Consider the following 14,660-nt stretch of genomic DNA (forward strand, 5'->3'; position numbering starts at 1 on the left):
TCAATGTAGATAGAAGCGTTGACCATGTCTATCTCACAACTATCCTGCCCCACGCGCAGCGAGGCGGCGGAGCAATTCGTTGCGGATCGCCGGCCATTCGATACCGAGAATGGAAAACACCACCGTGTCTCGCAGCGTTCCATCGGGCGAGATGACGTGGCTGCGGAGCACCCCGTCCTGTTTGGCACCCAAGCGCAAAATCGCACCCCTGGACTGCTGATTAAGCCAGTGTGTTCGGAACTCCACCGCTATGCACTCAAGCTGATCAAAAGCGTGGCTGAGCAACAACAATTTGCTTTCGGCGTTGGTGCCAGATCTGTGCACGGACGCGGCATTCCAGGTCGAGCCGATCTCCAACCGACGATTCACCGGATCGGCGTTCATGTACGTCGTCATGCCGATCAGGCGCCCGGATACAGCGTGGCGGGCCGCGAACGGCAGCATCGAACCAGCCGCCTGCAGGGCAAGGCGGCGGTCAATCTCTGCCGCCATCGCTCCAGGCGCCGGCACGGAAGTGTAGGACAGTTTCCAGAGTTCCCCGTCAGCGGCCGCAGCTTCCAACCCTTCACAATGGCTGGCCTGCAACGGCTCCAGGGTCACGAGGTTGCCGGTCAGCGTCAGCGGTGCAAGGAAGTTCATGGCCATACTTTAGAGGCCAGCAGGATCTGCGGCTTTCGCCCGCCTTGGAGCAGAGGTGATCGTCCCGCCCTCGACTTCAGGTTCGCCGATATCCAGTTGACCCGCAAGCTCCTCCGACCGATCCGAACGCACACATCCAATACCGAGCAGGATCAGCACGCCACCGGCGATCTGAAACACGGTGAGCGATTCTCCGAGCAAGATCCATGCGACCACCGCTGCGGCAGCAACCTCAAGGAGTCCCAAGAAAGAAGCGAGGCGCGATCCCAGACGCTCGGTTGCCATGACGCTGGCTGCGTAGGCCAGTGCGGTCGCCAACACTCCGACCACCAGCATAGGGACCCACCAGGGTCGAGATGTGCCTAGCAGCATGACGTTTTCCGTCGAAAAACGAAACGGTAGAACACCGGCAAGGCCGGCGGCGCCCAGCAGGACCGCCCCGATGAGCAGCCCGGACGCTGCGAGCGCCACCGAGGGCAGTCCCCGAGGAGGCCGCGCGGCGATGAGGTAGTACATCGCGCACCCCACCATCGCGCCGACGGCAAAGATGAGGCCGAGGATGTCCAGCCTGGTCGAGCCGTCGGGAGAGATGACCATCAGCAGTCCTGCCAACGCAATGACGGATCCGCCAAGCACCACCGCACGGGGAGTACGCCGAGTCGCGATCCACGCTATCGCCACCAACAAAAGCGGGGCCAGGTATTCAATGAGGATCGCAGTACCGACCGGAATCCGCTGTACCGCAGCGAAGTAAAGCAACTGAGTTCCCGCCACGCCTATCCCTGCCATGCCCAAGATCCGCCAGCGACTATCCCAGAGCACTCGCCACTTCCCGCGCACAGACATCGCGGCGAACGGAGCCAAAACCAGTCCACCGATGAGGGCCCGCACCGTGACTGCAGCCGCGGGCGTCCAGCCAGATTCCAGCACCGGCTTGATAAAGGGGCCGGATAAGCCGAAGGACACGGCAGCCACGATGGCAAGCATTTGTCCGGCGAACAGCGGGCGAGGGGTCATGGCGCCTTTCCTTGTGATGGTCTAATGGGTGGATTACCCATGACCTTAGGTTCACCACCGTAAGGAGTCAACTTGCAGTTTGCCCCTGACACTATCGACGTCCTGGATTTTGATGTTGCCTTCTGCAATACGGACCCCGCAGGGTCAAAATCGGGGTTGGACGAACTGACTTCGGCCGCCCAGCTTCAAGAGTTGGTCCGGATCCACCGATACACGGGCCGGATCGACTGTGACGATCGCGAGCTGGCAGACGTCGCTCGTGTTCGTGATGAGATTCGCGTGCTGTGGGCGATGGAGCGAGACGTACTCGCTACTCGGATCAACAAGATCTTGGCGGCGGTCACCTTCCTGCCGCAGCTCGCACGCCATGACGGACTCGACTGGCACCTGCACGCCACGGGCTCAGATGCCCCACTCGCGGAGCGCATCCGGGTGGAGGCCGCGCTGGCCTTCATCGACGTCATCCGAGCCGATGCCACAGACCGCCTGCGGATCTGCGCAGCTTCAGACTGCGCCGGGTTGCTGGTAGATCTCTCCCGAAACTCCTCCAAGCGCTTTTGCAGCGTTCGATGCAGTAATCGAGTAAATATGATTGCCTATCGCGAGCGGCAGAGTGCTCCCTGAGAGCTCACCACCGCGGGCGAGCAAATCTCTGAAATGTGCCTACACGACAACGGTTTTCGACCGGCCAATTTAGCTAGCGGAGTACCGACCCGGCCGGTGATTGAGCGCTAGGACGAAGTTGAGCACCAGTGCGCCTGCCGCAGAAAGAGCGACCTCCCGTGTGGAAACCACGCTCAGCGCTGCGAGCACCACCACCACGTCCAGGCCCATCTGCACATACCCGGCTCGCCAGCCCAATCGCTCCTGGACGAGCAGTACCAAAATGTTGAAGCCGCCGAGACTGGCCTTGTGTCTGAACAGAATCAAGATTCCGACGCCCGCCAGCAAATTGCCAAACAGCACACCGTAGACGGGATTGATTGCCACGTCGCCGATCATCCTTGGGTGGAGCGCGGAGAACGCGGAGACCAATGCGACCGCAATCACCGAGCGCAGGGTGAAATTCCACCCTTTCTTCCACAGCGCGAGAGCAAAGAAGGGCACATTTACGACGAAGAACAGCACTGAGAACGAGATGGGAGAGGCGTAGCTGAGTAAAAGGGACAGGCCAGCCGTGCCGCCGGTGACGGCTGAGCTGGTCTTGAGCAAAAAAAGACCAAATGAGGCGATAAGTGTCCCGGTCAGCACCCCCAAAACGTCGTCCACCCCGCTGTGCGGCGGGGCAGCAACAATGCTCGTGCTCGCAATAGCTGAGCGCACAGCACCTTTCGACGGGGCCTGATTCGTCACGACGCAGCGCCCTGGAGGAAAATGGACATGTCACCACCTTGCTCGCACAATCCAGTGCCGCGCAACACAAGGAGCTTCTATTGAGCATGATGACGCAATAGTGGGCCAAATCGTGTCAAAATGCATACTATGCCTACAGTCGACTCCCTTGATGCCCGTCTTTTGTTAGCGCTGGACGAGGACCCGAACGCCACTATTCTCTCCCTTGCGCGCACCCTGGGTGTCGCCCGCAACACCGCGCACGCTCGGCTGGCAAGGCTCACCGAATCCGGGGCTATCAAGGAATTCAGTCGACGATTAGATCCGGCCGCCCTGGGGTACGGATTGATGGCGTTTGTTTCCGTGGCGATTAGCCAGACCAGACCGGATGTGGCGCTGGCAGGCCTTCGGCTTCATCCCGAAGTCATTGAAATCCACTCCACCACGGGTGACGCCGACTTTCTGGTCAAAGTGGTGGCTCGAGACACCCAAGATCTCCACCGGATTACCAACGCCATACTGACAATCGAAGGCATCGTCCGGACCAACACGACGGTCTCCTTGATCGAGACCATGCCCCTTCGGATCAGCGCGCTGCTGCGGTCGGCGGCCAACGGCCAGTGAGCGGGCGGCCAGCGGGTGCGTCAAGCAGTCGACAGTGAGGCGGCGCTAAAGCTCTCGGACGATCAGCGCGTGGGCGGCGCTGAACAACATAGCCTGTTCTAAATCGATGATGGCATCGGTGAGCTTGGCTCCGACCCAGAGCGAGGCATCTACCTGTGCTCCGCGCAGATCCGCCCCGTGCAGATTTGCATCGGTAGTCCGCGCGCCGCGCAGATCCGCCCCTTGCAGGTTGCATCCGGCCATCGAAGTGGCCGTCAGGTTTGCCTCCCGCAACCGCATCCCCGACAGATTGGTACCGGAAAGCTTCTCGCCTGCAAAAGATGTCATGCTCAGGTCACACCCGGTCAGTGTCCAAGGGGTGAGGCGGCAGGAGCTGAAGCTGCTGCCGGACAGCCGGCAATCGGTGAGCGCCGCGCCGTGCCAACTGGAAAACTTAAATGTGCATGCAACAAATGACGACCCCTGGTGGGAAGTGCCGTGCAATTCGGCCGAGGTGAACGTGCAGTGCTCGAAACTGGACCGCGACATTGCCAGCCCCGCGAAGGTGGCACCAGAGAAGTCGCAATTGACGAAGGTGATCCCGTCAAGGTCCTGCCCACGCAGATCAACCTCGACGAAATCCTCCTGCTCGTACTGTGTGTCGGTAAGTTTCATTGAATTTCTCCCTCCCCTGGTTACAGGCTCGGCCACCTAACCTACCGGTGCGTGGTTGCGCTACTTACTTTCTGCCGATTGGTCACCGTCGGGCAGAAACCGATATCCCATGCCAGCTTCGGTGATCAGATACCGGGGCTTGGCCGGTTCTGGCTCCAGTTTTTTTCGCAGCTGCGCCAAATACAGTCGGAGATACCCGGTATCGGAGGTGTGATTCGGTCCCCACACCGATGTCAGCAAGGATTGGCGCGTCACCAATTTGCCCGGGTGTCGCAACAGGAACTCCAGGATCTGCCACTCGGTGGGTGTGAGCCGCACCGACTCAGCTCCTTTGTGAATCTGCTTTGCGGAGAGGTCCACCGTTACCTGGCCAAAGGTGATGACGGGTTCGCTCTCCTTGTTCGGCACGCGGCGGGTCAGCGCTCGGATTCTCGCCAATAGTTCTTCGATCGAAAACGGTTTGGTGACATAGTCATCCGCGCCAGCATCCAACGCCTCCACCTTGTCTGCGGCGCCCGTCCGGCCGGAAACTACCAGAATTGGCGCCTGGGTCCACCCGCGCAACGCGGTAATCACACCTATTCCATCCACTTTGGGCATCCCCAGGTCAAGCATCACCAGGTCAGGGTGATGCTTCATCGCTGCCTCGATGGCGCTCGCCCCGTCGGGTGCGGTAATGATCCGATACCCTCTCGCTCCCAGCGTTACTCGAAGAGCACGCAAAATTTGTGGGTCGTCATCGGCGATCAAGATATTCATCGGTTCACGTCGCTCGTCGCGGGTTCGAGTTGCGGCAACGGTTCCCTCGCCGTTTCGCCGGGGAGCGAAGGGGCCTGCGTCGTTGTGCCGGTCGGCGCATCACCCAGCGAGGCATCTTCTCCTGTTGCGACGGGCTGGTGAACTGGCAACGCAACCACCATCGTCAGGCCGCCCCCGGGGGTGTCTTCGACCTGCAAAGTCCCGTTCATCCCCTCTACGAAACCTTTGGAAAGTGCCAGGCCCAGGCCGAGGCCGGTGAGGTTGTCGGTATCACCCAGGCGTTGGAACGGCACGAAAACCTCATCCTTGCGATCAGTGGGGATCCCCGGACCGTGGTCCACCACGCGGATCTCGACCACGTTGGCGAAATGGCTGGTGGAAATCAGAACCAACGTGTTGGCGGGCGCAAATCGCACCGCATTGGCCAAAAGATTTACCACCACCCGCTCCAGTAGGACAAAATCCGCCGTCACGAGAGGCACTTCGGCGAGGTCGAATTCGACTTCGGCCGGGCCAAGTCCCAACTCGTCCAGCGCCGGCAAGATCACGTCAACCACATCAACTTCTGCCAGGTGCACACCGAGCACCCCCGCCTGCAACCTGCTGACGTCCAACAGATTTGTTACCAACGCCGCCAGCGTCTGAAGACTCTCATCCGCCGTGGCGAGCAGCTCGGTGCGATCGGCTGGGCTGAGCTGCCCATCGGTTGACCTGAGTCCGCTCACAGCTGCCGTCGCTGCAGTCAATGGACGACGCAGGTCGTGGCCCACTGCCGCGAGTAATGCACTACGAACCTTGTCCGCCTGCGCCAGAGGCCCCACGGCGCTAGCTGTTTCGGTCAGATCACCGTGCTCGAGGACTACCTCGAACTGAGTCGCGATCACCACCAGGAGTCTTCGTTCGTATGCGGCTAGATCTGGGCCGTGGAGCTCCAACGTGGCTCTGGTTCCCACCGGAATGCTGGTGACTTGATCATCCGGCGCGATTTCGCCGTCCGAGGAGACCACCACTCCCGCGCTCGAAATCAGGCAGACGGCAGAGAGGCCGAATGCCTCCCGCGTCCGAGATACCAACGCCTGCAGGGCATCCTGCCCGCGCAGCACACTTCCCACTACCGTGGCGAGCATTTCAGATTCAGCAGCGGCGCGCTGTGCCGCGCGGGCGCGCCGAGCGGCTTGGTCGACCACGTAGCTGACCAACACCGCATTGACGATGTAGAGAAACAGAGCGAGCAGATGCAGCGGCTCGTCGACGGTGATCGTGTGCAACGGCTCAACGAAGAAGAAGTCCAGCGTGAGGCCCGAGAGCACCGCGGCCCAGAGCGCCGGCCAGATGCCGCCCACCAGCGCTACTGCGACTACTAAGAGCTGGTAGGTCAGGACGTCGCTGGTGATGGATTCTTTGGAGCGGAGCGCCGCTAGGAGCCACGTCACGAGCGGCCCACCTAAAATAGCGAGGGCAAAGCCCCAGATCCTGCGCCGAACCGATAGCGCACCGGCGGCGCTTGGCAAGGTGAACCGCCCGCCCGCCGCTGCGTGTGTGACGATGTGGACATCAATATCGCCCGATTCGCGCACCACTGTCGCGCCGATACCGGGACCGGATAGCGCAGCCGCCAACCTGCTCCGCCGGCTCACCCCAATCACCAGCTGCGTGGCGTTGACTGAACGCGCGAACTCCACCAAAGCGGACGGAACGTCCTCACCGACTACCTGGTGGTAGGTCCCGCCAAGAGTCTCGATCAGGGTTCGCTGCGCTACCAACGCACCCGGGTGGGAATCGCGCAGTCCATCCTGGGTGGAGATATGCACAGCAAGCACCTCGCCGCCCGCCGAACGTGCAGCGATCCGTGCGGCGCGGCGCAGCAGGGTTTCGCCCTCCGGGCCACCGGTCAGCGCAACGACCACGCGCTCCCTGGTATCCCACTGGCTGTTGATGCCTTTTTCCTGGCGATAGGTCTTGAGCGCGCTATCAACTTCGTCGGCCAGCCAGAGCAGGGCAAGTTCGCGCAGCGCGGTCAGATTGCCCAAGCGGAAGTAATTGGACAAGGCAGCATCAACCCGCAGCGCGGGATAGACGTGTCCGTCCGCCAACCTGGTGCGCAGCGCAGCCGGCGCAAGGTCCACCACCTCGATCTGGTCTGCGGCACGCAACACCGTGTCTGGCACTGTTTCTCGTTGCGGGACACCGGTAATCTTGCGCACCACATCGTTGAGCGACTCGATGTGCTGAATGTTGACGGTGGACACTACGTCAATACCGGCGTCGAGCAGAGAATTCACGTCCTGCCAGCGCTTCTCGTGATCAGAGCCGGGTGCGTTGGTATGAGCGAGTTCATCAACGAGAGCAATATCAGGCTTGCGTGCGATAACCGCGGCCAAATCCATCTCAGCAAGCTCGACGCCGCGGTGGGACACCACCATGCGGGGCACGATCTCTAGGCCTTCGAGCACCGCAGTCGTGCCGGCGCGGCCGTGGGTTTCCACAACCGCGACGACCACGTCCCTGCCTTCGGCGAGCAGCCGTTTGCCATCTTCGAGCATGGTGTAGGTTTTGCCGACCCCGGGCGCAGCTCCGAGCAGAACCCGCAGCTGACCGCGTTTCATTGACTACCCGCCGATTTGCTCAAGCGCGATATTAAGTTCCAGCACATTGACAGTCTCCTCACCCAGAAACCCCAGGTTACGGCTCGCGATGTGATCGGTGACGAGCGCTTGCATTTGGGCCAGCGGGATTCCCCGAGCAGCGGCCACCCGATTTGCTTGCAGCAGCGCATATTCCTTGCTGATGTCAGGGTCCAATCCGGAGGAGGAAGCCGTCAGCGCATCGGCCGGAATCGAGGCCGGGTCGACGTTATTGAAGGCGGCGATCTCTGCCTTACGCTTGGTAATGGCAGCGATCAAATCGGCATTTTCCGGCCCGAAGTTACTGCCCCCCGAAGCAGAACTGTCGTAGCCATTCCCGGCAGCCGAGGGCCGCGGCTGGAAAAACTGGGGTAGTGGATTGCCATCGGTGTCCGAAAAGGACTGCCCGATCAGGGAAGAGCCCACTGCCCTATCCCCAACGGTGACCAACGATCCGTTCGCTGTTTTGTTAAACAGCGTTTGTCCAATGCCGAGGATTACCAGCGGATAGAGCAAGCCCAATCCCACGGTCAACACCAGCATGGCGCGCAGCGCAACCCCGTAGGGCCGCACCGAAGCCTGAAATCTACTCATCTAAGTCAGCTCTCTTTTTACTCGCATGATCAGAAACCGGGAATCAGGCTGACGACAAGGTCGATCAGTTTGATCCCGACAAAGGGTGCGACGATCCCGCCGACGCCGTATACCAACAGGTTTCGGCTCAGGACCTTCGACGCGGACGCCGGGCGGTACTTCACCCCGCGCAACGCGAGCGGGATCAGCACCACGATGATGATGGCGTTGAAGATGATGGCCGAGAGAATCGCCGACGCCGGTGAACTCAAACTCATAATGTTCAGGCGGTCGAGTGCGGGGAACACCCCAGCGAACATTGCAGGGATAACCGCAAAATATTTGGCGATGTCGTTGGCGATGGAGAATGTCGTCAACGCGCCCCGGGTAATCAAAAGCTGCTTGCCGATGCGGACGATGTCGATCAACTTCGTCGGGTCAGAGTCCAGATCGACCATGTTGCCGGCCTCTTTGGCTGCCGAGGTACCGGTATTCATCGCCACACCCACATCTGCCTGGGCCAGGGCGGGCGCGTCATTCGTACCGTCGCCCGTCATTGCGACAAGGTTTCCGCCGGCCTGCTCTTTGCGGATCAGCGCGAGCTTGTCCTCCGGAGTGGCCTCGGCAAGAAAATCGTCGATCCCCGCCTCGGCAGCGATGGCCTTGGCGGTGAGAGCGTTGTCCCCGGTGATCATCACCGTGCGAATACCCATTGCCCGCAGCTCCGAGAAGCGTTCGGCTATTCCTTCTTTCACGATGTCCTTGAGTCGAACCACACCCAGGATGCGCCCCGCGCCATCAGCATCCTTGGTGGCAACGACCAGGGGGGTGCCACCGTCGTTGGAGATCAACTCCACGCGTTCGGCGAGGGCGAGTTGGACGGGCTCGGTGAGTGGCTCCGATTCGCTGATCCAGCTCATAACGGCTGAGCCAGCTCCCTTGCGTACCTGCCCACCAGCGGCGAGATCGATGCCGCTCATACGGGTTTGGGCGGTGAACGGCACCACCTCCCCCGCTGCTGGTTCGTTGGCCGTGACATCGCAGCCGATGGCTAAATCGACGATGGATTTTCCCTCGGGGGTGGGGTCGCTTAGGGACGACAATGCTGCGGCCCTGATCAGCTCGCCCTGCGAAACACCCGGCATGGCAACGAATTCCGTTGCCTGCCGATTGCCATAGGTGATGGTGCCGGTCTTGTCGAGCAGCAAAGTGGTGATATCTCCGGCGGCCTCGACGGCGCGGCCGGACATCGCCAACACGTTTCGTTGCACCAAGCGGTCCATTCCGGCAATACCGATGGCTGAAAGCAAGGCGCCAATGGTGGTCGGAATGAGACAGACCAACAACGCCACCAACACCGGAATGCTGACCGTGGCCGCGGAATACCCCGCAATGGGATTCAAAGTCAAAGCCACCACGACGAAGATGATGGAAAGGCTTGCCAACAAGATGTTGAGAGCGATCTCGTTCGGCGTCTTCTGCCGCGACGCGCCCTCGACGAGGCCGATCATCCGGTCCACGAACGTTTCGCCCGGCTTACTGGTGATTTGTATCACCACCCGGTCGGATAGCACGCGAGTGCCACCGGTCACCGCGCTGCGATCCCCGCCGGATTCGCGCACCACGGGGGCCGACTCGCCGGTGATGGCCGATTCGTCGACAGAGGCGATACCCCACACGATGTCGCCGTCACCGGGGATCAGTTCTCCCGCAATCACGACGACATGGTCACCGAGCTGCAGATCTGCCGACGAGATCGGTTCTACGACAGCACTTTCTGCACCGGCGTCGGTAAACGCATCGTAGGTCTGCAGCCGGTGCGCGGTAGTGCTGGTCCGGGTCTTTCGCAAGCTATCGGCCTGCGCTTTGCCGCGGCCCTCCGCCACCGCCTCCGCCAAGTTGGCGAAAATGACGGTGAGCCAGAGCCAGCCCGCGATCGCCCACGTGAAAGAGGCGGGGATCTCGGACCCACCGGAGCTCTGGGGTCCGCCGGTGAATGGTTCGGCGATGGCCAGCGCAGTGGTGAGAACGGCGCCGACCTCCACGATAAACATCACCGGGTTCCGCCACATTTGACGGGGATCCAGCTTGCGCAGTGCGCCGGGGAGAGCTGCTACCAAGTGCGCGAGATCGAAGGCGCCGCTGGAAGTTTTCTTCGTGCCATCGTGCTCGATGTGCGGATCGGTGGGCGCGGTCAAGGAAGTAGTTGACATGTGTTTAGGACAGCCCTTCAGCTAGCGGCCCCAGCGCAAGTACGGGGAAAAAGGTGAGTGCGGTGATGATGAGGGTGACGCCGATGAGCAGCCCCACGAATAGTGGCCGATGGGTCGGCAGCGTGCCCGACGTGGCGGGCACCTTGTCCTGCTTTGCCAGGGATCCGGCAAGAGCAAGGACGAACACTATGGGCAGGAAACGTCCGAGAATCATGACCAGGCCCAGCGCGGTATTGAACCACGGAGTGTTTGCCGTCAGGCCAGCAAAGGCCGACCCGTTGTTATTGGCCGCAGAAGTAAAGGCGTACAACACTTCTGAGAGTCCGTGTAGGCCCGGATTGAGAATCGACGTGCTTTCGACGTCACTCCTGATGGCCGGTATGCCGAAGCTGAGGGCGGTGCCCACCAGAACCAATGTCGGCATCACCAGAATGTAGAGGCTCGCGAGCTTTATCTCGCGTGGGCCAATCTTCTTGCCGAGGTACTCGGGGGTGCGGCCAACGAGCAGTCCAGAAATGAAGACCGCGATCACCGCCAGCACCAACATTCCGTACAACCCCGACCCAACACCTCCGGGTGCCACCTCGCCCAATTGCATATTGAGCATCGGGATCATTCCGCCGAACGCTGTGTAGGAGTCGTGCATGGAATTGACCGCGCCAGTCGACGTCAACGTGGACGTCGTCCCGAACAACGTCGATGCGGCAATACCGAACCGTTGCTCCTTGCCTTCCATGGCGCCGCCGGCAAGCAGTGTCGCGGTACCCGCGCCGCGGGACTCGAAGATCGTCAACGCCGCCAAAGATGCGACGTAGATCGTGGACATCACGGCGAGGATGGCATAGCCCTGCTTGCGATCACCGACTATGGTGCCGAAGGTGCGCGGCAAGCTGAACGGGATGGCGAGCATCAAGATGATCTCGAACATGTTGGACCACCCGTTGGGATTCTCGAACGGGTGCGAGGAGTTGGCGTTGAAGAAACCACCACCGTTGGTGCCGAGTTCTTTGATCGCCTCCTGCGACGCTACGGGTCCGCCCGGCAGGGACTGCGCGCCGCCACTGAGGGTGGTGATGTCGGTGAACCCATTGAGGTTTTGAATCACACCCGCTGCGATCAGCACCACGGCGGAGACGATCGCCAACGGCAACAGAATTCGCAGCGTGCCGCGGGTGAGGTCCACCCAGAAGTTGCCCAGTGTCCCCGACTTGCGAAGTACGAGGCCCCTTACTAGAGCAATTGCCACCGCAATGCCGACGGCAGCGGAGACAAAGTTCTGCACCGCAAGACCGAACAGTTGGACGACGTATCCCAGTGTGACGTCGGGTGAGTACGACTGCCAGTTGGTGTTGGTAACGAAGGACGCCGCGGTGTTGAAGGATAAGCCAGGGGGAACGGGCGGGAAACCGAGTGAATATGGGAGGACTGCTTGGAGTCGCTGAATCCCGTAGACCAGCAGAACACCCACCACCGAAAAGGCGAGGACCCCGCGGAAGTATGCCGACCAGGTCTGCTCGGCGGCCGAATCAACTCCAATAATGCGATAGAAGCCCCGCTCTACGCGCAGGTCCTTCCGCGACGTGAAGGTCTTTGCCATGTAGTCCCCGAGCGGCCGGTACAACACCGCTAAAACGACAACAAGCAGTGCTGCTTGAGCAATAGTGGCGCCAATATTCATCAGAATTTCTCCGGTTTCACCAGTGCGTACACCAGGTAAATCACCGAGATGATGCCCAGTGCTCCAGCGAGGAAGTTGAAGAACGTCATAGCTTCTCGACTCCCTTGGCTACTAGGCCAATCAGCGCGAACACGCCCAGAATGACGACGATGTACACCACATCAAGCACGGAATACCCTTTTCCTTCATCACGGACGTTCCGGACGGAAGCGCCGATGCCGTAGCGGCACGGTGATGATTGAACGCGGAAATTGTCGACGCGCTAGCGGTCCTTACGGTTCCCCTACGGCTGCGTCCGAGAACCTAACGGTTTCCCTACAACGTCGCATGCCGAGCAGTGTGCTTGCCTGGATGAAAGTCGCACCCACCCAAAAACGGCCTGCCGAAGATCTCGTCTTCACGAGGTCTTCGACAGGCCTTGGAGTCAGTCTCAGGTGATGCCAGCTCAGCTGTTCAGCTCGAAGAAACTGGGCAGAAAAAATGCGAGAGGCAGCCATGCGCGGCCAGGGCGCGCAAAGGCCATCAAAAACGTGCTCACCACGATCAACCCCACACCGATGAACGTGCCCTGCATCCCCCGATCGATCCCGATGGCGCACTGCGGACCGGAACACATCTGAGCGACAGGCCCGAGAAGCACGGTTCCAAAGACGCCTATCAAGCCGCCCAGCAGGAAATGGATTCCCAGGACGAGCGACACCCTGCCGAGAATGCCGAACGTGAGAACCCGAACCAGCGATGCACCTTGGAGATTCCGAGTCAGCGCGGTGACGAGAAATCCAATAATAAGTAGGGTCAGAAGCGCCAAGGCCCCGACGGCGACGTAGATGTCCCAGCGAACGACTCCGGTGGCACCTTCAAGGGTTGCGCCCGTGAGAGTTGCCTGCATGAAGGATGTTCCACTCAGGTTGGTCTGATCCATCACGGCGTTCGTGAGGTTTGTCTGCGTCAACTTAGCTTTCGAAAGGTCGGCGCCGGTGAAGACCGCGCCGCCGGCCTCTGCCTGCCCTAAATCGGCGCCGACCAATGAACTCCCGGTGAGGTTTGCCCCGACCAGGGTGGCTTGCACCAGATCGGCACCCGCCAGGTCCGCACCCGTCAGGTTTGCTTTAGAGAAGTTGGCTTGACTCAATTCTGCGCCAGCAAGCTTGGCTCCGGTGAGATTGGCTCCGACGAAATTGACCTGGCCCAGCCGTAGGCCCACGAAAGATGCACCACGCAAATCTGCGCAGCTAAAGTTGGGTCGCTGCGACACTTCGGCGGCGGTAAACACGTGCTTCGCCATTTGTACACCGCTCAGTGGAGCACACGCCTGTGGGGCTGCACTGGAAGCCATCGCCTGGCTACCGATTAACAGCGCAGCAAGGCTTGCCAGCGACGCAAGAGCGGCGCGGCGGACAAGACGAGTGGCGCGCCCTCGTTCACGAGGAATAGGGGTGAAAAATGTACGCACGAAGATTTCCTTAGGGTCGACACTGTTGTCGACTTCAGCGTGCAGCAGAACCGCCAGCGAGAACACGGTGCCCGCGCCACAAAGTACTACAGATGTAGCTACTCACCGGTCGTGGTGTCGACACCACTACAAACGTTGTGCCTTGCTATTTCGCGGCGCCCTGCAGCGAAACATCCTGGCGCCTTTCGCTCACGCGGCGTCTCAATCGGGTATCAAGAATCAGGCCAAATCCGAGCAGAGCGACTGCAACAACACCATCCAGCCACCAGTGATGTCCCGTAGCAGCAACGACGAACACCGTCACGGGTAGGTGCATTAGCACCACCCACCGCCAGCGACTGTCCGACATCCCGAATACGCCAAGCGCCACCACCGCCGCCCACCCCACGTGAATGGAGGGCATAGCCGCAAACTGGTCCGAGACACCTGTACCCACGGGCCCGTACACACCAAGCCCGTACTGCTGCGAGAGATCAACAAAGCCAAGCTCAGGAATGAATCGGGGCGGAGCCACTCGCACAAAGCGGATCAGTAGGCAGCCAGCGGTGACGGCGACTAGGCCATTGCGCCAGTGCGGGTAGTGATCTCGATGACGCACAAAGGCCCACACCAAAAAGATAATCAGCGCCGGCACATGGATGGTCGCGTAATAAGCATTGACGAGGCGGGCCAGCCAGTCATGCGCTACGACGAAGTGCTGCATCGATATTTCAGCGGGCAGGTGCAGTGCACGCTGCAGATGGTCTATCGACCGAGCGCGGTCCAGCGCGCCGTCTTCCTTGGTAATGGGGAGCATCCGGGCCAACCGCCACATTCCATACAGTCCGGCTAACACTGCAAATTCGTGGCAGGTGCGCATCGCGGCGGCGCGGCCCTTTGTCGACGCGAGCCGGCGCAGTAAGAGCCAAGCCACAACACTGACGAAGGCCGCTGCGAAAGCTTGATCCCACGATGGCCAATCCACTCAGTGAGTGTCCCGGATTCCAGGGATTCACGCCAAACCCGCTCCCTTCATTTTGCTCTCCACCGGCGGGCACCTCCTCAGCACGAGTCACAAGATAAAGTTGTAGCTGCACAACCGTCGGCCCCTTCCG

Annotated in this window: 14 protein-coding genes; 2 read left to right on the forward strand and 12 right to left on the reverse strand. The window is 60.7% G+C overall.

The features are described from left to right. Positions 1-39: 39 nt before the first annotated feature. Both EH165_RS08800 and EH165_RS08805 read right to left on the reverse strand, forming a co-directional pair. Positions 40-639, reverse strand: a complete 600-nt coding sequence (locus tag EH165_RS08800) for a GNAT family N-acetyltransferase (protein WP_124799130.1) — start codon at positions 637-639, stop codon at positions 40-42. Between the two features lie 9 nt (positions 640-648). After that, positions 649-1,656, reverse strand: a complete 1,008-nt coding sequence (locus tag EH165_RS08805; RefSeq protein ID WP_124799131.1) for an EamA family transporter — start codon at positions 1,654-1,656, stop codon at positions 649-651. A 72-nt stretch (positions 1,657-1,728) separates the two neighbouring features. On the opposite strand from EH165_RS08805, the gene EH165_RS08810 reads away from it, so the two are divergent. Then, the gene (locus EH165_RS08810) at positions 1,729-2,280 is read left to right on the forward strand and encodes a CGNR zinc finger domain-containing protein (protein WP_124799132.1); all 552 of its coding nucleotides are present in this window, start codon (positions 1,729-1,731) and stop codon (positions 2,278-2,280) included. Positions 2,281-2,349: 69 nt separating this feature from the next. Here EH165_RS08810 and EH165_RS08815 read toward each other — a convergent pair whose 3' ends face one another. Then, positions 2,350-2,979 carry a YitT family protein gene (locus tag EH165_RS08815; protein ID WP_422392147.1) on the reverse strand — a complete coding sequence of 210 codons (630 nt, stop codon included), beginning with the start codon at positions 2,977-2,979 and terminating at the stop codon, positions 2,350-2,352. 159 nt (positions 2,980-3,138) lie between these two features. Between EH165_RS08815 and EH165_RS08820 the strand changes: the two genes are divergently transcribed. After that, a complete protein-coding gene (locus EH165_RS08820) occupies positions 3,139-3,612 on the forward strand; it encodes an Lrp/AsnC family transcriptional regulator (protein WP_124799134.1) in 474 nt (157 codons plus the stop codon). 45 nt (positions 3,613-3,657) lie between these two features. Here EH165_RS08820 and EH165_RS08825 read toward each other — a convergent pair whose 3' ends face one another. The 9 genes from EH165_RS08825 to EH165_RS08860 all read right to left on the reverse strand — a co-directional run bounded on the left by EH165_RS08825 (position 3,658) and on the right by EH165_RS08860 (position 14,530). Next, positions 3,658-4,266: a pentapeptide repeat-containing protein gene (locus EH165_RS08825; RefSeq protein ID WP_124799135.1), complete on the reverse strand. Its 609-nt coding sequence runs from the start codon at positions 4,264-4,266 to the stop codon at positions 3,658-3,660. Positions 4,267-4,326: 60 nt separating this feature from the next. Then, positions 4,327-5,025 (reverse strand): response regulator, encoded by a 699-nt coding sequence (locus tag EH165_RS08830; protein WP_124799136.1) that lies wholly within the window; start codon positions 5,023-5,025, stop codon positions 4,327-4,329. Further along, positions 5,022-7,631, reverse strand: a complete 2,610-nt coding sequence (locus EH165_RS08835) for a sensor histidine kinase (RefSeq protein ID WP_206425872.1) — start codon at positions 7,629-7,631, stop codon at positions 5,022-5,024. Before EH165_RS08835 ends, EH165_RS08830 begins: the two co-directional genes overlap by 4 nt. Before the next feature lie 3 nt (positions 7,632-7,634). Then, positions 7,635-8,243, reverse strand: a complete 609-nt coding sequence (kdpC, locus tag EH165_RS15785) for a potassium-transporting ATPase subunit KdpC (protein ID WP_206425873.1) — start codon at positions 8,241-8,243, stop codon at positions 7,635-7,637. Positions 8,244-8,272: 29 nt separating this feature from the next. Next, on the reverse strand, positions 8,273-10,435 hold the full coding sequence (gene kdpB, locus EH165_RS08840; protein ID WP_124799137.1) for a potassium-transporting ATPase subunit KdpB: 2,163 nt from the start codon (positions 10,433-10,435) through the stop codon (positions 8,273-8,275). Positions 10,436-10,439: 4 nt separating this feature from the next. Then, the gene (kdpA, locus tag EH165_RS08845; RefSeq protein WP_124799138.1) at positions 10,440-12,113 is read right to left on the reverse strand and encodes a potassium-transporting ATPase subunit KdpA; all 1,674 of its coding nucleotides are present in this window, start codon (positions 12,111-12,113) and stop codon (positions 10,440-10,442) included. Beyond that, positions 12,113-12,202: a potassium-transporting ATPase subunit F gene (locus EH165_RS08850; protein WP_124799139.1), complete on the reverse strand. Its 90-nt coding sequence runs from the start codon at positions 12,200-12,202 to the stop codon at positions 12,113-12,115. The genes kdpA and EH165_RS08850 overlap by 1 nt, the downstream gene beginning before the upstream one ends. Before the next feature lie 356 nt (positions 12,203-12,558). Next, a complete protein-coding gene (locus tag EH165_RS08855) occupies positions 12,559-13,566 on the reverse strand; it encodes a pentapeptide repeat-containing protein (protein ID WP_124799140.1) in 1,008 nt (335 codons plus the stop codon). A gap of 145 nt (positions 13,567-13,711) precedes the next feature. Continuing rightward, complete coding sequence (locus EH165_RS08860) at positions 13,712-14,530, reverse strand: phosphatase PAP2 family protein (RefSeq protein WP_124799141.1); 819 nt, start codon at positions 14,528-14,530, stop codon at positions 13,712-13,714. Between the last annotated feature and the right edge of the window lie 130 nt (positions 14,531-14,660).

The sequence above is a fragment of the Nakamurella antarctica genome (assembly GCF_003860405.1).
GTDB classification, from domain to species: Bacteria; Actinomycetota; Actinomycetes; order Mycobacteriales; family Nakamurellaceae; genus Nakamurella; species Nakamurella antarctica.